Source organism: Sphingobacterium sp. InxBP1, from assembly GCF_026191775.1.
GTDB lineage: Bacteria > Bacteroidota > Bacteroidia > Sphingobacteriales > Sphingobacteriaceae > Sphingobacterium > Sphingobacterium thalpophilum.
Genome location: NZ_JAINDX010000047.1, coordinates 73,950 through 91,193, shown reverse-complemented (window position 1 = coordinate 91,193; position 17,244 = coordinate 73,950). Strand labels below are relative to the sequence as shown.

At 42.7% G+C, this 17,244-nt stretch carries 15 protein-coding genes; 5 read left to right on the top strand and 10 right to left on the bottom strand.

The features are described from left to right. Positions 1-18: 18 nt before the first annotated feature. The 5 genes from K7A41_RS16050 to thrA all read right to left on the bottom strand — a co-directional run bounded on the left by K7A41_RS16050 (position 19) and on the right by thrA (position 7,642). A complete protein-coding gene (locus K7A41_RS16050) occupies positions 19-1,218 on the bottom strand; it encodes an MFS transporter (protein ID WP_037533675.1) in 1,200 nt (399 codons plus the stop codon). A gap of 60 nt (positions 1,219-1,278) precedes the next feature. After that, on the bottom strand, positions 1,279-2,466 hold the full coding sequence (locus K7A41_RS16045; protein ID WP_265714471.1) for a class I SAM-dependent rRNA methyltransferase: 1,188 nt from the start codon (positions 2,464-2,466) through the stop codon (positions 1,279-1,281). Between the two features lie 308 nt (positions 2,467-2,774). Then, entirely contained in the window at positions 2,775-4,082 is a 1,308-nt protein-coding gene (gene thrC, locus K7A41_RS16040; RefSeq protein WP_265714470.1) for a threonine synthase, read from the bottom strand. Positions 4,083-4,168: 86 nt separating this feature from the next. Continuing rightward, positions 4,169-5,107 (bottom strand): homoserine kinase, encoded by a 939-nt coding sequence (locus tag K7A41_RS16035; RefSeq protein WP_265714763.1) that lies wholly within the window; start codon positions 5,105-5,107, stop codon positions 4,169-4,171. 87 nt (positions 5,108-5,194) lie between these two features. Further along, positions 5,195-7,642 (bottom strand): bifunctional aspartate kinase/homoserine dehydrogenase I, encoded by a 2,448-nt coding sequence (thrA, locus tag K7A41_RS16030; RefSeq protein ID WP_265714469.1) that lies wholly within the window; start codon positions 7,640-7,642, stop codon positions 5,195-5,197. Between the two features lie 535 nt (positions 7,643-8,177). On the opposite strand from thrA, the gene K7A41_RS16025 reads away from it, so the two are divergent. After that, complete coding sequence (locus K7A41_RS16025; RefSeq protein WP_028070578.1) at positions 8,178-8,762, top strand: C40 family peptidase; 585 nt, start codon at positions 8,178-8,180, stop codon at positions 8,760-8,762. 106 nt (positions 8,763-8,868) lie between these two features. Continuing rightward, positions 8,869-9,381 carry a phosphoribosyltransferase family protein gene (locus K7A41_RS16020; protein WP_028070579.1) on the top strand — a complete coding sequence of 171 codons (513 nt, stop codon included), beginning with the start codon at positions 8,869-8,871 and terminating at the stop codon, positions 9,379-9,381. Positions 9,382-9,390: 9 nt separating this feature from the next. Here the strand turns inward: K7A41_RS16020 and K7A41_RS16015 are convergent, their stop codons facing one another. The 5 genes from K7A41_RS16015 to K7A41_RS15995 form a co-directional block, all read right to left on the bottom strand. Next, the gene (locus K7A41_RS16015) at positions 9,391-10,851 is read right to left on the bottom strand and encodes a LysM peptidoglycan-binding domain-containing protein (RefSeq protein ID WP_265714468.1); all 1,461 of its coding nucleotides are present in this window, start codon (positions 10,849-10,851) and stop codon (positions 9,391-9,393) included. A 179-nt stretch (positions 10,852-11,030) separates the two neighbouring features. Further along, on the bottom strand, positions 11,031-11,228 hold the full coding sequence (gene tatA, locus K7A41_RS16010) for a twin-arginine translocase TatA/TatE family subunit (protein ID WP_028070580.1): 198 nt from the start codon (positions 11,226-11,228) through the stop codon (positions 11,031-11,033). A gap of 93 nt (positions 11,229-11,321) precedes the next feature. Beyond that, a complete protein-coding gene (locus tag K7A41_RS16005; RefSeq protein ID WP_265714467.1) occupies positions 11,322-12,623 on the bottom strand; it encodes a murein hydrolase activator EnvC family protein in 1,302 nt (433 codons plus the stop codon). 109 nt (positions 12,624-12,732) lie between these two features. Further along, positions 12,733-13,536: a DUF4292 domain-containing protein gene (locus tag K7A41_RS16000; RefSeq protein ID WP_265714466.1), complete on the bottom strand. Its 804-nt coding sequence runs from the start codon at positions 13,534-13,536 to the stop codon at positions 12,733-12,735. Then, positions 13,526-15,247, bottom strand: a complete 1,722-nt coding sequence (locus tag K7A41_RS15995; RefSeq protein WP_265714465.1) for a tetratricopeptide repeat protein — start codon at positions 15,245-15,247, stop codon at positions 13,526-13,528. The genes K7A41_RS16000 and K7A41_RS15995 overlap by 11 nt, the downstream gene beginning before the upstream one ends. A 235-nt stretch (positions 15,248-15,482) precedes the next feature. On the opposite strand from K7A41_RS15995, the gene rplM reads away from it, so the two are divergent. The 3 genes from rplM to rpsB are packed head-to-tail and all read left to right on the top strand — an operon-like array spanning position 15,483 to position 17,140. Continuing rightward, positions 15,483-15,926, top strand: coding sequence for a 50S ribosomal protein L13 (gene rplM / locus K7A41_RS15990; protein WP_028070584.1), 444 nt, complete (start codon positions 15,483-15,485; stop codon positions 15,924-15,926). A gap of 11 nt (positions 15,927-15,937) precedes the next feature. Further along, positions 15,938-16,324, top strand: a complete 387-nt coding sequence (gene rpsI, locus K7A41_RS15985) for a 30S ribosomal protein S9 (RefSeq protein WP_028070585.1) — start codon at positions 15,938-15,940, stop codon at positions 16,322-16,324. An 18-nt stretch (positions 16,325-16,342) separates the two neighbouring features. Continuing rightward, positions 16,343-17,140, top strand: coding sequence for a 30S ribosomal protein S2 (gene rpsB / locus K7A41_RS15980; RefSeq protein ID WP_028070586.1), 798 nt, complete (start codon positions 16,343-16,345; stop codon positions 17,138-17,140). Positions 17,141-17,244: the final 104 nt, after the last annotated feature.

Below are 17,244 nucleotides of genomic sequence, written 5' to 3'. Positions count from 1 at the left end.
CGCCCTTCTCTTTTTATCTTACGACACCTCTTTATAAGGTGTCTTTTGCAAGTCTGGCAAATAATATGCAACCACGCCGATCAAGGGCAGGTAGGAACACAAGTGATAGATAAACTCGATGGAAGTATGATCTGCTTGCCATCCGAGTACAGCCGATCCTATTCCCCCCATCCCAAAAGCAAAACCATAAAACAAACCCGAGACCATGCCTAGTTTTTTAGGTAACAGCTCCTGAGCATACACGATAATTGCCGGAAAGGCAGATGACAATATCAGACCGATAATAACAATTAAGATCCCGGTCATGGTAAGCCCCACATAAGGAAGCGCTAAGGCGAAGGGTGCCACCCCCAGCACGGAGAACCATATAACATATTTCCTGCCAAAGCGGTCTCCGAAAGCTCCTCCTAATAAAGTGCCCAAAGCGACAGCAATCAGAAAATAAAACAGGTATACCTGTGCCTCAACTTCATTGATCCCGAATTTTTTTATCGTATAAAACTGAAAATAGTTGGTGATACTGGCAATATAAAAATATTTGGACACGATCAATAACAACAGGATAATCACCGTCGTCACGATACGTGAATTGGGAAGATCCGGTACACGGATAATCTTCCTGACAGACCGGGACACATGTTCAAGACGGCGCTTGTACCAAGTCCCGATATAATACGAAATAAATTGGCCGACGATCGTAAATAAGCACATCCAGGCGATAGCTTGTTGCCCTCGGGGCAATACCAGAAAGGCCACAATAATCGGTGCTAATGCTGTACCGGCATTCCCGCCAATCTGGAAAATCGACTGTGCCATACTCCGCCTTCCGCCGGAAGCCATATACGCTACCCTGGAGGATTCCGGATGAAAGATCGAAGATCCTATACCGACTAAGAAAACAGCAACTAAAATCCAGGCATAGCTGTGCGCCTGAGAAAACAGCAACATCCCAACCAGGGAAAACGACATACCGATAATCTGAGAGTAAGGCACGGGACGCCGATCGGTAAAGGAACCTACAACAGGCTGAAAAATGGAAGCCGCAATCTGATACACCAGAGTAATCATACCCACTTGTGAAAAACTCAGATGATGTTCCTCCTTCAGAAGCGGATACGTTGCCGGAATCACCCCCTGGATCAAATCATTCAGCAGGTGAACCATACTTACGGCAAACAAAATCGAAAAAATAGGCCTAGTTGTTTTTTCTTTGATCATGATCTCACTCGCATTGAAAAAGTCGATTTATTTCAATCAACCTATATATCTGCATTTAATTTATAATACACGCACCAATAATCCTTTCAGGTATTCGCCTTCAGGAAAAGATGCCCTGACGGGATGGTCTTCCGGCTGGTGAAATTGTCGGATAAACTGGATTTCTTTGCCAGCATCCAGTGCTGCCCAGGCAAGCACTTGTTTGAAAGTATCCATGTCCATAGCGCCTGAACAGGAAAATGTGGCTAATAACCCTCCGCTCTGCAATAGCATGAGGCCCCGGCGATTCAAATCTTTATACGCACGCGAGGCACGCTCCAAGGCAGAGCGGGATGGTGCATATTTGGGCGGATCAAGTACAATGACATCAAATTTTTCTCCCGCATCAATAAACTTGCGTAATTGCTTATTCACATCCGACAATATCGCTTCATGCCGGCCGGCTCCAAATCCATTTTCAGTTACGTTTTTTTCCAGCGTCTCAATAGCCAACGCGGAACTATCCACCGATATCACCTGCGATGCACCAGCCTTCAGGCTATTCAACGTGAAGCCACCTGAATAGCAAAAGCAATCCAGCACCCGCTTGCCCACGGCATATTGTGCGGCCAGCAATCGGTTTTCCCTCTGGTCACAGTAAAATCCTGACTTCTGTCCATCGATGATATTTACTTTATAATGGATACCGTTTTCGATTACATCAACAAATTCGGGCGGCAGCTCGCCTGACAAAAGTCCATTCGTATCCGGCAACCCTTCATGCTCCCGGGATTTTAAGTCACTTCTTTCATAAATGCCCTTGGGCTTCAACAACGCATTTAATTCCGCTATTATAATTTCTTTGACTCGCTCTACGCCTACAGAATGGACTTGAATGGATATAAAATCTGCATATTTATCGACAATAAGACCGGGAAGAAAATCGGCTTCGGCGAAAACAAGACGTACAGCATTCGTCTCACCATCGGTCAATAGATGCTGCCTCGCCCCAACAGCTTTCCGGATGCGCGTGCGCCACCAGTCAGCATCGATGACCACCTGCGGGTTCCATTCCAGAAGCCGGATCGCCACGCGCGAACTGTTATGAAAGAGTCCATAGGCAATAAACTCGCGTTCGACATTATAAACCCCTACGACTTCGCCGTCGTCAATCTTATCAGATAATGATTTAATAGCGCCAGAAAATATCCAAGGATGCAATTGCCAAGCAGCTTTATCCTTCCCCTTATTCAAATAAACTGATTTCATTGCTGCAAAATTAACTTATTAATTGCAAAACCTCGCTTATTTATTTGTCATAAAAACACCGAAGGAATAGTTACTCCTGAATAGTTACAAAATGAATTTAAAACATCTTTCTTTAACTACGTGCATTACTTTTACACGATACTCTTGGGCTTCTTAGCGAACAAAATGGGGATTTTATAGCCTTCGACAAATATGCTACTATACCTATTTATAACATAATTTCTGACAAAAACAAAAGTCAGGAACTAATGAACGATATAGAAAGGTATCTTGGTCAAAAAAAGGGCTCCTAATGGAGCCCTCAGCGTTTAGTTATGGTTGATTAAATATGTTTTGAACGCCTCGAAGTCGACCTTCAACGGTTCCGCTAATTTTTCCTTTCCTTTCAGCGCTTCTGCACCCGCAGGCAATTCTATCTTGGTAAACACTTCATTTTCAATAGCATCCGGAAATTTGCAGGGATGAGCCGTCGACAGAAAAACCGAAGCATATTGGCCAGGATGTTCCTGTGCATATGTTCTGGCACCAAGCCACGCAATCGCAGTGTGCGGACAGGCAATATAATGGCACTCCTTAAACAGGGAATCCATCCCGGCCTTTGTTTCCTCATCGGTAAAAGTATAAGAAGAAATCATTGTTTTTAATTCGTCCAAGCTACCCGAGAACAGGTCCTGAATACGTACCCAGTTGCTGGGATTGCCCACGTCCATCGCATTGCTCAATGTCTGAACAGAAGGCTTTGGCTCATACTGACCGGAGGCAAGAAATCGCGGCACAGTATCATTCACATTGGTTGCGGCAACAAAATGCTTGACCGGAAGCCCCATTTTATAAGCCAGCAAACCCGCACCTATATTTCCGAAATTGCCACTTGGCACTGTGAACACCACTTCATCGATTCCTTGTGATCTTAGCTGGGCATACGCGTAAAAATAATAAAAGGTCTGCGGAATTAGCCGGGCAATATTGATTGAGTTGGCCGAAGTCAGTCTTAAAGCCCTATTCAATTCAGCATCGTTGAACGCCTGTTTGACCAAGGCCTGGCAATCATCAAATGTACCGTCTACCTCCAATGCTCTAATATTCTGCCCATTGGTGGTCAGCTGAAGCTCCTGCACATCTGACACCTTACCTTTAGGATATAAAATCGTCACCCGGGTGCCTTCTACCCCCAGAAAACCCAGTGCCACCGCACCGCCCGTATCGCCTGACGTTGCAACAAGCACATCCAGCAATTTATCGTCAGTTTTGGAGAAGTAGCCCATGATACGGCTCATAAACCTTGCTCCAAAATCTTTGAAAGCATACGAAGGACCATGAAACAGCTCGAGCACCGCTGTACGGTCCGTTAGGAATTTGACCGGGGCATCGAAATTAATCGCATCGTCAATGATCTTCTTCAATTCCGGCCGTGGTATATCATTTTCCAAAAGAGCAGAAGCAACCTCCAAAGCGATTTCTTTCAGCGAGTACTGCTGTATGTTCTTAAGGAACAAGGGATCTAACTGCGGAATGTGCTCAGGCATATACAGTCCTTTATCCTCCGGCAATGAGTTAAACACCGCATCTTTAAATGAAACGGCCAATGTCTTATTATTTGTGCTGTAAAATTTCATTTTTTATTTAATTGTATTTCATCCTGTTATTGATCTGAGAATGCTCTTTATCATGTCAGGACATCCTTGATTTTGTTTGGAATAAGCTAATTCAGTACCCTTGGTCCTACGGTATTGACCCGCGACACGTAGCCAAAACTTTCGATATCCTGGTTTTTCAAATGCGCCTGGATTTTATCGGCAATGTTCTTGGCGACTTCTTCATCCTTTGTAATAACAACAACAGACGGTCCAGACCCCGATATGCCAAAAGCCAGCGCGCCATTCTCCATGGCAATTGCTTTCATCTCATAAAACTGGGGGATCAAAATTGCACGGGTAGGCTCAATCAGTATATCCTTCATACTCCGGGCAATTAGATCATAATCTTCTTGGAATAAGCCTGCTACTAATCCGGCAATATTTCCCCATTGCGTTACCGCATCTTTTAACAATACCTTATCTTTAATCAGCTGCCTTGCGTCACGAGTTGGCACATCGACCTGCGGGAATACGACCGCTGCGACCAGCTCCGGAGGAGATGGAATAGAGATCACATCAAGAGGCTGATTTCCTCTGATCAATGTGATGCCACCATATAGCGCCGGTGCCACATTATCGGCATGCCCGGTACCGCAAGCAAGGCGCTCCCCCTCTACGCAGAACGGAAGTAGCTCCTCTTTGGTCAGCGGGTTGCCAAGCATGACATTGATTGCAAAGATACCTGCGACGGTACTCGCCGCGCTGGATCCCAGTCCGGATCCTATAGGCATGTGCTTATGCAGTTCGATCTCCACGCCTACCTTAGCAGCAATGTTCAGCGCCTGCAGCAAATACTGCACACAGGCCGACACGGTATTTTTGTCAGGGTCAAGCGGTAACCTGCCATCGTCACCTGTAATTTCTTTTATGGTAACGCCCGGCTGTTGCTTGCGTCTCATGATCACTTCGTCACCCGGTTGATCTACCGCAAATCCCAATATATCAAAACCGCAGATCATATTGGCGACAGTTGCCGGCGCGAATACCCGGACCTCGGGTAGCATCTTTTCCAAATGAATTACTTTATCCTTTAGGTACTCCACATTTAAATTATTGCCCATTGCTTTTATTCTTATTTTTTCAACCTCGTATTACGCGCCTACATTAACCAGATCTGCAAATACACCTGCGGCGGTCACTTCTGCACCGGCACCAGGTCCTTTCACAACCAACGGACGTTCTTTATAACGCTCTGTTGTAAATGATATGATATTATCACTGCCAGAAAGCGCATAAAAAGGGTGGTTTTCATCGACAAACTCAATTCCAATGGAAACTTTCCCCCCTTCCAGTTTGCCAATATACCGAATGACTTTTTTCTCCTGGGCAGCCTTTGCTTTCATGGCCTCGAAATAGGCATTTTCATTTTGCAGCTCCGTATAAAAAGCATCAACTGTATCAGCCTGCAAACAGGCCTCGGGCAGAATGGCCCCTAGTTCCACATCCTCTGCCTCAACGGCATAACCTGCATCCCGAGCTAAAATCAGCATCTTTCGCATAAAATCGATACCACCGAGGTCGTCTCTTGGATCCGGTTCAGTATAGCCCAGTTCCTGCGCTTTCTTTACTACATCATAAAAAGAGGCCTCATCTTTGAAATTATTGAAGATATAGGAGATGGTACCCGAAAGAATCGCTTCAATCTTCAATATACGGTCTCCGCTCAACATCAAATCTTTAAGCACCCGCACGATAGGTAAGCCGGCGCCTACATTCGTTTCGTAGAAGAAATCCACGCCATGTCTGTGCGCCGTGTCCCGCAGGGTCTTGTATTGTGCGTACTTGCCAGAATTGGCAATTTTGTTGCAGGTGACGATGGAAATATTCGCTTTAAAAATATCTTCGTAATACGTGGCTGGCAGCTTGCTCGCGGTGTTATCTATAAATACGCAGTTCGGCAAATTCAATGCTTTCATTTTTTCAATGAACAGTGCCAAATCGGCTTCCGAGCCATTATTTTCCAGCTCTGCTGACCAGCTGCTAAGATTGACGCCCTCTGTGTTAAACAACATTTTACGGCTATTGGATATCCCCACCACTTTGATCTCGATATCGTTTTTATCTAAGAGAAAATCGTGTTGTTCCTCCAGTTGTTTGAATAAGGTCGCGCCAATATTACCTGTGCCTATATTGAAGACGTGCAGGGTCTTCTTCAGTTCGGCAAAGAATGCGTCATGCACAGCATTGAGTGCCTTGGCCAGATCTTCTTTACCGATAATCACGGAAATATTGTACTCAGACGAGCCCTGCGCGATTGCACGAACATTGATTCCATTCCGCCCGAGGGCAGCAAACAAGCGGCCGGACATGCCTGGAGTACGTTTCATATTTTCTCCAACGATGGCCAGCACCGAAAGGTTTTCCTCCACGGCGGGGATTACCAGTTTATTCGCCTGAATTTCCAGTTCAAACTCGATTTCGATCAGCTGAATGGCACGCTTGGCATCAGCGGGATTAACGGCAAAAGTAATGCTATGTTCGGATGACGACTGGGTAATAAGCACGACATTGATTTGCTCTCTGGCCAGCAGGGTAAACAGCCGCCCACTGAAGCCTGATTTGCCAATCATTCCTGAGCCACTTAAATTGATGACAGAAATATCCGATATCGAGGAAATACCTTTTATCGGCAATGAAGTCTTACCGCTGTCAAACTGGATCACTGTACCTGAAAAGTCGGGTTCAAAAGTATTCCGGATGACAATTGGAATTTTTTTGAGGAAAGCCGGGATCATTGTTGGTGGATAGATGACCTTTGCCCCAAAGTATGAAAGTTCCATCGCTTCCGTATAGGAAAGTACAGGAAGTGAAAAAGCTTTTTTAACAATACGCGGATCAGCAGTTAGCATGCCGTTGACATCCGTCCAGATCTCAATGGCAGTGGCATCCAATATAGACCCGAAGATCGCTGCAGTATAGTCTGACCCACCACGGCCTAAAGTAGTGATCCGCCCGTTTTCATTACTACCAATAAATCCAGTGACAAATAACAGCTTATCGCCATGTGTAATATAGAGAGACTTGATGAGCTGCTCCGTCAGGACTTCATTTAAATGGGCATTGCCAAAATTGGAATCTGTCTTCACATAATGGGAAGCATCGACAAATAAAGATTCAGGAATATATTGCTCCATGACCTTAGAGACCATATAATTGGAGCAACGTTCACCATAGCTAATAATCAAATCTTTGCTCTGGTTACTCAGCTCCCGAAGTGCAAAGATTCCTTGGAGTAGATCTTCAATTTCATTAAAAAATAGCTTAAGTTTAGTAAAGACCGGATTCTGGTACTTGACCGCCAATAACTCCTTTACTACGGTAAAATGTTTATCTTCCAGCAATTTAAGACCCTCCGAAAAGGCTTTGCCTTCTGAAGCATCTTCTGCCAATTGAGTCAACAAATTGGTCACACCAGACATTGCCGATAAAACGACCAAAGGTTTTTCCTTGGCCTCATAAGACTTCTTGACTATGCTGAGGACGGCTTTGAGACTTTCTACTGTACCGACTGAAGTTCCTCCAAATTTTAAAACTTTCATACTGATTTATACCTGTTTGTTTGAGTTGATTTTAAGTGAAAAAAAAAGCGCTTTCCCATCTGGAGGAAAGCGCTTCGAAATATTGTGTCTACAATTATATACAATGAAACTATTTCCTCCTGAGTCTTATCCCGGTGGTAATAATAATCGTTGTAATAATTGAATTTGTAATCATCGCATTTATTTTTGTGCTGTAAATATAGAACAAATATTATCACATTACCAAAGAAAATTAATATTTTTTTTAAGATTCACAAAAAAAGCGTATCCGTGCTATCATCGTCGTACTTAAACTTCTTTCGGCTTGTAGTTAAGGAACTACATTTTGTAGCTGTTCGTCGACAAAAGAACAAACTCGTGTCAGATCCTATAAGGGCGTTTGGGAAGATGTTAAAATTGTTAAAGTTTCGTTAAATAGCGTAAAAAAAATTTGACCCTAAACTGATATTGTATTATATTCGCAACAGTGCTGTCCAAAATAGATGACAGTACCCATGAATTACAAAGGTTAAATGTTGTACAAAAAAGCGATTTAATGAAAACAAAGAAATTTATAGCGTCATTGCTATTTATCGGCTTATGTCTAGTGTCGCAGGCACAAACCAACAGAAACGCCAAACCGGAATCAGATCCGGACAACCTCGCCAAAGAATACTTCTCACAAATCATGGGTGTCGCAGTCTCGGCAACCACAAATACAAAACTTTATCAATTTGTCTACGAATGGTTAGGTACACCTTACCGTCTTGGCGGAGATTCGAAAAGAGGCATTGACTGCTCTAAATTTTCTTATGAATTATATGACAAGGTGTTTAATACAACACTAGGTTATAATAGCCGCAACCAATATTCGCAGGTAAAGACTGTTGACAAAAATGAGTTGAAAGCAGGTGATCTGGTATTCTTCAAAATCAGAAGCAGAAACATTACGCATGTTGGCGTTTATATCGGGGATAACAAATTTGCCCATGCATCATCCAGCAAAGGCGTAATGATCAGCAATCTCAATGAACCATATTGGAGACGTTATTATTATAATGGCGGCCGTCTGCCTGAAGATAATAACAAAACGCTCACGGCAGAGATATTGAAAGCTGAAAAAGACAATAAGCTGAACTAAAGATCAGCTTGATCATATAAAAAAAGTCCAAAGCTTTAACTGGCTCTGGACTTTTTTTATACAATTTAATATCCTATTTTTACCCCATAATCATTGAAATACGACTATGTCTTCGAAGAAAACGCTCATCTTAAATAAAGAACAAATAAAACAGAAATCAATCCGTATTGCCTATCAAATTTTAGAAGACAATTTTGAAGATGAAACACTGGTTTTAGTTGGAATTGCCGATAGAGGATACGTGTTCGCACAGCGTCTCAAAGCGATTTTACAGGACATTTCTGATAAGGAGATCCTGCTGATCAAAGTGACCATGAAAAAAACAAGCCGTTCTCTGAATGCCAGCACAGATTTACCTGTAGAGATGGCCAAGGACAAAACCATTATCTTAGTTGACGATGTCTTAAATAGTGGCAGAGCACTGGCTTATGGCCTGGGGGTATTCTTAAATGTTCCGCTAAAGAAAATGAGAACGGCAGTCTTGATTGACAGAAGCCATCATAAATTCCCGATATTCAGTGACTACTATGGCACCAAATTATCCACTATTCTCAAGGAACATGTCACTGTTACATTAGAAGAATTTGACAAGGAAGAAGATGCAGCGTGGTTGGTTTAGACCATGTTGCTATTTCTTTGATACCTTCAATTTCATTCCCGGCTTAATACGGCTTCCGCTTAAATTGTTATCCCGTTTGAGCCGGCTCAGTGACACTCCGTTTTTCTGAGCAATCTGAGAGAGGCTGTCTCCTTTCTTAACCGTATAATATGCTGTACGGGAATTTTGCTGTTGCTGCTTCTTAACCGATTTTTCCGTCTTCTGCGCTAATTTTGTACTGACAAAATTGTCTTCCTTTTTAATCAGTAAAGGTTGCCCGGGCACAACTTTATCGCCTCGTAGATTGTTCCATGACTTTAGATCCTGCACCGAAACCTCAAATTTATCAGCAATGCTGGCAAAGGTCTCTCCCACCTTTACTTTATATTTTCCATCCTTTAGCAGCGGTTCAGGCGCAGCATTGGCATGCTGCACGATTGTGGTAGATACCGGTGTGTTGAGTGCCGCATACAATTCTTCTACGGCTATTTTCCTGTCTACCACCGGCAGGACCAGTCGCAGGGGAGCTTCCTCAGTCCCGTTTATAATATACTTTTTACAGCTGGGATTCAGGGCACGGAGGCTCTCCTTGGATACTTGCAACGCGTCAGCAATCTGGTTTAATGAAATGCGCTTATTGACTTCCAGTACCTGTGTGCGTAAGGAGAGCGCAGTCTCCGCAGCGCTGATATCGTTTTCTTCTGCATAGTTCATCGCATAGGTCATTGCGATGAACTTGGGAATGTAGTTTTGCGTCTGCTGGGTTAGGTAGGGTGCAATATCCCAGAAAGTTGGCTTTTCTTTTCCCGAACGTTGGATAGCCCTGCCAACTGCGCCCTTGCCACCATTATAGGAAGCGATAGCCAAAAGCCAATCGCCATACTCTTGATAAGCCTCTTTCAATATTTTAGCGATAGCATAGCTGGAAGCAACAGGATCCATACGTTGGTCCGTATAACTATCGACTGTCAGATTATAAGTTTTGGCTTCGTAGTACATCAATTGCCATAATCCCGTTGCTCCGGCACTTGAAATGTCTTTGGGGTTTAGCGAGGATTCGACAACGCTCAGATATTTGAGTTCTCTCGGCACACCCACCTCATCAAGAATGCGGTCAAAAATGGGGAAATAGTATTGCCCGAGACCCATCATTTGACACATATACGGGTTATAGTTGCGCGAGGTATACTTATCGATGAGTTCTTTTACGCGAGGGGAGTAATCCAGAGGCACCTCCCGTTCGATCGCTTTGAGTTTTCGAACAAGCTGTACTTCTTCGTCTGTAATGGTGACGTCTTCCTGCTGGTTGCTACCTGAAGATTTTAAGCTATCCAGATATTGATAGATTTCCTGTTTTTCTTTTTCAATCCGTTCGTGGATGATGTGATGAGTAGCCTCTCTCATGCCATCTACAGCGCTTTCCTGAGCCGTGAGCGGCAGGACATAGCACAGCCCTCCTAGTAATGAAATTAACCTCTGTTTACCGATCATAAATTTACTGTTAATCCAGGTCTGATTTGCCTTTTAAAAATCAACATTAATTTAAACGTCCAGATATGGATTTTAGTATAAACTGGTTTTTTGACCTATATCAACAGGTCCAACAATAAAACAAAATACGATTTCGTTCCTCACAAAATCGTATCAATGTCTTATAGGGATTGAATCCCTTATTTATTATCTTCTACTTCAGGTTTCTTTTCAGGAGAAGACTCATCTTTCTGGCCTTCTTTAAACTCTTTCACCCCTTTACCCAATCCGCGCATCAATTCAGGAATCTTCTTGCCGCCAAACAATAGTAACAATATTACTACAATGACAATTAATTCTTGCCCCCCGATTCCCATGATCAATAATGATGTTGACATAACTATAATTTCTTGTTTTTCAATTCTTTTAAACTAAATCTTTTCTCTCTCTTTACAAATGTAATGATAATTATTAAATATAGTAATTATTTCTTATCTCGCCAACCAGGACATCGGATTGAGTGGAGTCGAACCTTGATAAACCGAGAATTCAATCAAAGGTACCCCCGTATCCGAATCCACATCTGCAGTACCAATCGACTGTCCAGTACTTACTTTCTGTCCTTTCGACACATTTACACTTCCGAGATTATTGTACACCGTAAAGTACTCACCATGTTTGACCATAACAATTCGTTGTCCATACATAGTCAGAACACTACTTACTTCGCCGGCAAATACTGCTTTTACCGCAGCCCCATTGGAGGTTTGTATTTTTACTGAAATGTGTTCCACATTGACATTTCGCCCTACACTCTCGCCTCCAAACTCCTGCATGATGCGTGCATTGGACACCGGCCAAGGCAATCTTCCCCTGTTGGATCTAAAGTCATTGGAGAGCCTAACTGCCTCAGGCGTACTACGGAGTGCTTCAGAATCGGTCATCCTCGAACTACCCTTCGTGTTTGTACTTTTACCTTTCGAAGCACTGGATTCATCCGTTTTTTTGTTTCGCGCCGCGGCAGCCTCGGCAGCACGTCGGGCGGCTTCTGCCCTTCTCCTTTCGGCTTCAATTTCTCTTCGGATGATTTCCTTGATCGCAGCATTGATACGACGTTCCTCTCTCTGCTTTTGTGTGATATCCTTCTTGACACCACGCTCGGTCACAATCAGATCACTCAACTGATCCGAATAAACCGCACGCTGCTGCGATATGGTGCGCTTTTCATTTTCCTGTTCTTTCAGCAAAGCTACCTGTTTATTGCGGTCAGCCTGCAACTGCGCTATTTTCTGTTCAATCTGCTTTTTCGTTTTCTCGATATCCGCGGCTTTTAACTTTCTGGAATCATTGAATTGCTGCAAATATTTGACGCGCCTGAACCCTTGATTAAAGTCTTTCGAGGCAAAGATGAACATCAGTTTGTTATAGGCATTCCGATTACGGAAGGCAAACATGATCATCTTTTCGTAATCACGTTTCATCTTCTCCAGTTCTGCTTTCAACTTATTGACAGAAGCTGTGTTTGCGTTTATATGCCTATTGATCACCCTTACTTCCGCCGTAATCGTATTGATCTTTTGTTCCCGCAGGTTGATCTGTTTGCTCAATGCAGACACCTGCTGCTGTGTCAACGATTTTTCTTTTGCAATCTCTCTAACTGTTTTTTGCAATTCAGCAATCTCACGGGTGAGTTTTTCGCGCTGTTTCTCCAGTTCAGCACGGGTCTGTGCAGAAGAAATCCCCACCATCAAAAAGAATGCTATTATACCGAATATCGTCTTCTTAAAATTCATTTACAGTACTGTTTATTTTAGTGTTTGCCCAATCCGTAACTCCGTTATTTTCATTCAAAAGCGCAAACTAAATGCGAAAGTAATAAATCTAACGGAAAATAGATAAATCTCATCGGACTACTTTGTAACGCGATGATACGGAAAACGGCATTTCGACCGGTTCGTTAAACGTCACTTTGTTAAAATTGATCTGTGTTTTTATCTCCTGTCTTCCATCGGAAATGATCAATTTTAGCAACATCGGAAATTCCTGATCAGCCGCGACGGCATATTCGCCATAATTGGCTTCCAGCAGCTGTCTTTTTGCCGGCTGTGACAGCCTGAACTGATAGGGACGGTTGTTATTGTTAAGCTTATACAAGAAATCCAGTTCGTTCAGCCTTCCGTCCAACTGTACCGAATGAGCGTCCTGGTTGAAATTTACATGATCTATATCCGAAAGCAGATTGACTGAAAGATTGGCTAACAATAAGTCCTGCAGATTGCCAAAAGTAAGATCTGGACTCGCAAAACGGTACAAATAATCAAATGGTTTAACGATATATTCGCTTTGAAATTTGTTCAGTATCTGCACGCTGTCCGGTGTAATCAGCAGGCGGGCTACCTCGATCCCTAAAGTAGCCGTAACAGAAATCCAGATTTTCTTGTCTTTTTCAATACGGATATTAGACGTAACATCGTAATTATCTTTCCCCAGATCAAGCCGCATCTTTGCTTTTCCGGAAAAGGTCGTATAATCCAGATTTGTCAGCAAGAGATTACGGAGCGTATTCTTTTTAGCTTCCCGCGTATTATCCTTGACCACCAATTCGTTCTCAGACTTAAGTTCGGCCTCTTTCAGCAGCTTCTTTTTTGAGCTGCAGGAAGCAAACAGAAGAACCATAATTCCAGCACAAAAGACTTTATTCCACATAACTTTTCGTCTCAATCTTCTTTTTTAACTTCTGTTTACTTTCGTCCGAATCAGGCCCTTTTTCCATGGCCAGATTCCACTGTTTGACAGCATCAGTTGTTTTTCCCAGCTTCGCCAGAATATCTCCATAATGCTCCAGTAGCACTGCACTGGGCGGATTGGTATTCTTTATTGCTTTTTGGATCCATACCAAGGCATCCTCATACTTACCGTCAGCAAAAAGGACCCATGCGTAGGTATCTTCAAAAGTGCCGTTGTTGGGCTGTAGCTTTGTGGCCATCGCAGCAAACTTCGCAGCCTCATCCAGCCGTTCCTTTCTTAACGATAAATAATACGCTAAATTGTTCATTGCCGTAACATTTGTGCTATCCAGCCTGATGGCTTCCATATAAGCAGCATCCGATGCCTTATGCATCTTTAGCGTATTGTAGATGTCGCCTAATCCAGCATAAATGTTGGCCTGCAGGAATGGCGTTTCATCCTGCGCATTATTGAGCGCAGCCTCCATAAATTTACGGCTATTTTCCGTATCCTTCTTCATTAAGTAAGCCATACTGGTAAAATAGAGTATCGTTGGATTGTTGGCAACGTAATGCAGCGCTTCGGCTCCATGGGCAATAGCCTGATCAAACTCTCCCTTATCCATATCCAAGCTCATCAGCATGCGCCATGCATCAATCTGATATGGATTGACACTGACCGCCACTGCCAGGGAGCTCTGAGCCGCTGTCTTGTCGTCATTCAACCAAAGTACCTGCCCTTTGGCCATGTGGCTTTCTGCAATCCGGGGATGTACTTCAACAAGCACATTTGCCAGATCCAGGAGCTGAGCACTTGTATACGGACTTTTTGGTCCCAACAGCGTCATCATAATTCTGTTTTTGTCACCAAAATCAACCTTTTTAGACTGAAAACCTTTTTTGAGTGCTTCAAATGACAGTTTGAGTTTTTTGTCAAAGCGGTATAAGTCAGCGAGATCAAAATAGAGGAAATCTTCCTGTGTGGTCTGAATCCCTTTATTAATATATTCCAGGGCGAGTTTCGAATTCTTGGAGAGGTTATAGGCCTGTGCCAATTGCCCGTAGACCTGCGGGAGGCCTGTTCCTTTGTCGGCCCATGGTTTTAGCAACTCGATCACAGTTTTGTAATCTCCCGCATCATTTAATAGCACACTGCCCACCATATCTAATGTATCGGAAGCAGGGCTGATTTCCTTAGTGCTATTAAAATAGGTTAGTGCAGCATCTTTATAACCTCCATTAAAAAGGAGCATAATCCGCTCCCGTTTCAACGAAGCGGTATTGTTATCATCAATATCGATTAATTTATCTAAATAGATCAGTGCGCTATCCGCGTCATTTTTACTTTTAAACGCATCGACTGCGAAACTCAGGTATTCGGGTTTTGCTTGGATCTCCAGCGCCTCCTTGATCGCTTCAATGGCAGCGGTCTGGTTGCGCATCTGTGCAAAAAGTATAGCCTTTGTGAAATAGATCTCGTCAGCCTGGGGATAGTCGTCAAGGATTGCATCCAAGGAATCCAGGCCGGGACCTATCTTCCCCTGTTTCAGCATTTCCTGTACATTTTTGAATCGGGCATCATAAGGTTTGCCTTTTTTTTCTACCGATTGCGCCTGCAGCCCATTTACTATACCAACGAAAAATATAACAAAACTTAAAAAAACTCGCTTAGCTAAAAAATTCAATCTCATCTACTTCCACTAAATAATTAAAAATTCTTCCTGCAATATACTAACTAATGTAACAATATTCAGTCCCGGAAGTTGTAAAAATATTGAGATGGGCATGCTAAGCGGAAAATTATGCTCGTTTACAACAAAATAAGTAAAATAGATTTTAAAATATAGAATAATAGATGTACCTTTGCAGACCCTTGTGATAAGGGTGAGATAAAGAACATTTTAATAATTATTTAAACAAAAGCAAGTGAATACGTTAAGTTACAAAACTGTCTCTGCCAACAAGAACACCGTTAACAAAGAGTGGATCGTTGTTGACGCTGAAGGAGAGATTTTGGGGCGCTTGGCGAGCAACATCGCGAAAGTAATTCGTGGTAAGCACAAGCCAACATTCACCCCACACGTAGACTGTGGAGATAATGTGATCGTTATCAATGCAGACAAAGTTAGATTGACAGGAAACAAATTGGGCGACAAAGTTTACGTTCGTTACACAGGATATCCAGGTGGACAGCGTTTTGTTTCTCCAAAAGAGTTAATGGCTAAATTCCCTGAGCGCATCATCGAAAAAGCTGTGCGTGGTATGCTTCCTAAAAACCGTTTAGGTCGTCAATTATTTAAAAACCTTTACGTTTATGCTGGTACTGAGCACAAACATGAGGCACAAAATCCAAAACCAGTTAAATTTTAAGGAGAATCGTCATGTCAACAACTAACACTTCAGGAAGAAGAAAAACTGCTGTTGCCCGCATTTACTTAACTGCTGGTAGCGGAAACATTATCATAAACGGTAAAGACTACAAAGAGTATTTCCCAACATTACCTTTGCAATACATCGCTACACAATCATTGAATGTAGCTGGTGAATTAGCAAACTTTGATGTAAAAGTAAACGTTAACGGAGGTGGTGTTAAGGGTCAGGCTGAAGCTGTTCGCTTAGCGATCGCAAAAGCGTTGATTGAACTTAACCCAGAAGTTAAACCTGCATTGCGCGCTAAAGGTTTAGTAACACGTGATGACCGTATGGTTGAGCGTAAGAAACCAGGACGTCGTAAAGCTCGTAGAAGATTCCAATTCAGTAAACGTTAATCAAAGGAGGATCAAAAAATGGCAAGAACTACTTATCAAGATTTATTGGATGCAGGTGTGCACTTTGGTCACCTTACACGTAAATGGGATCCGAAAATGGCTAAGTACATTTTCATGGAGCGCAACGGTATCCACATCATTGACTTGAACAAAACTCTTACGAAATTAGAGGAAGCTGCTTCAGCTATCAAACAAATCGTAAAATCAGGTCGTAAAGTTTTATTCGTAGCTACGAAAAAACAAGCAAAAGAAATCATCGCACAACAAGCGAAAGAGGTTAACATGCCTTTCGTTACTGAGCGTTGGTTAGGTGGTATGCTTACTAACTTCGCTACAGTTCGTAAGTCTATCAAAAAAATGTCTAACATCGACAAAATGCAAAAAGATGGTACTTATGATGTACTATCTAAAAAAGAGAAGTTGATGATTCAACGTGAGCGTGTTAAATTAGAAAACCTTTTGGGAGGTATTGCTGATCTAAACCGTTTACCAGCTGCTTTATTCATCATCGATGTGAAAAAAGAACACATCGCTGTTTCTGAAGCAATGAAATTGAACATCCCTACTTTTGCGATGGTAGATACAAACTCTGATCCTTCAAACATTGATTTCCCAATCCCTGCAAACGACGACGCTAGCAAATCGATTAGCTTAATCGCAAGCATCATTGGTCAAGCGATCCAAGAAGGTTTGGACGAGCGCAAACGCGATAAAGAAGAAGAAGCTGAAAAAGATGCAGCAGCTGCGAAAGCAAAAGCTGACAATGGTGAAGCTTCAGAAGCTAAACGTCCTCGCAAAGCGAAAGACGGCGAATAATATTTTTATTCCAAACCGGATAGCGTAGCGTTAGTTTCTGGAAAAGATTACTTTTCTTGAACTAGCCTATCTGTCCGGTTTTTTGGTTTAACAGCTCTTTTCTA

Coding starts and splice junctions, on each gene's coding strand:
- K7A41_RS16050 (WP_037533675.1), bottom strand. CDS start 1,218: ATGATCAAAGAAAAAACAACTAGGCCTATTTTTTCGATTTTGTTTGCC.
- K7A41_RS16045 (WP_265714471.1), bottom strand. CDS start 2,466: ATGAAATCAGTTTATTTGAATAAGGGGAAGGATAAAGCTGCTTGGCAA.
- thrC (WP_265714470.1), bottom strand. CDS start 4,082: ATGAAATTTTACAGCACAAATAATAAGACATTGGCCGTTTCATTTAAA.
- K7A41_RS16035 (WP_265714763.1), bottom strand. CDS start 5,107: ATGCTACCCGAGGTCCGGGTATTCGCGCCGGCAACTGTCGCCAATATG.
- thrA (WP_265714469.1), bottom strand. CDS start 7,642: ATGAAAGTTTTAAAATTTGGAGGAACTTCAGTCGGTACAGTAGAAAGT.
- K7A41_RS16025 (WP_028070578.1), top strand. CDS start 8,178: ATGAAAACAAAGAAATTTATAGCGTCATTGCTATTTATCGGCTTATGT.
- K7A41_RS16020 (WP_028070579.1), top strand. CDS start 8,869: ATGTCTTCGAAGAAAACGCTCATCTTAAATAAAGAACAAATAAAACAG.
- K7A41_RS16015 (WP_265714468.1), bottom strand. CDS start 10,851: ATGATCGGTAAACAGAGGTTAATTTCATTACTAGGAGGGCTGTGCTAT.
- tatA (WP_028070580.1), bottom strand. CDS start 11,228: ATGTCAACATCATTATTGATCATGGGAATCGGGGGGCAAGAATTAATT.
- K7A41_RS16005 (WP_265714467.1), bottom strand. CDS start 12,623: ATGAATTTTAAGAAGACGATATTCGGTATAATAGCATTCTTTTTGATG.
- K7A41_RS16000 (WP_265714466.1), bottom strand. CDS start 13,536: ATGTGGAATAAAGTCTTTTGTGCTGGAATTATGGTTCTTCTGTTTGCT.
- K7A41_RS15995 (WP_265714465.1), bottom strand. CDS start 15,247: ATGAGATTGAATTTTTTAGCTAAGCGAGTTTTTTTAAGTTTTGTTATA.
- rpsI (WP_028070585.1), top strand. CDS start 15,938: ATGTCAACAACTAACACTTCAGGAAGAAGAAAAACTGCTGTTGCCCGC.
- rpsB (WP_028070586.1), top strand. CDS start 16,343: ATGGCAAGAACTACTTATCAAGATTTATTGGATGCAGGTGTGCACTTT.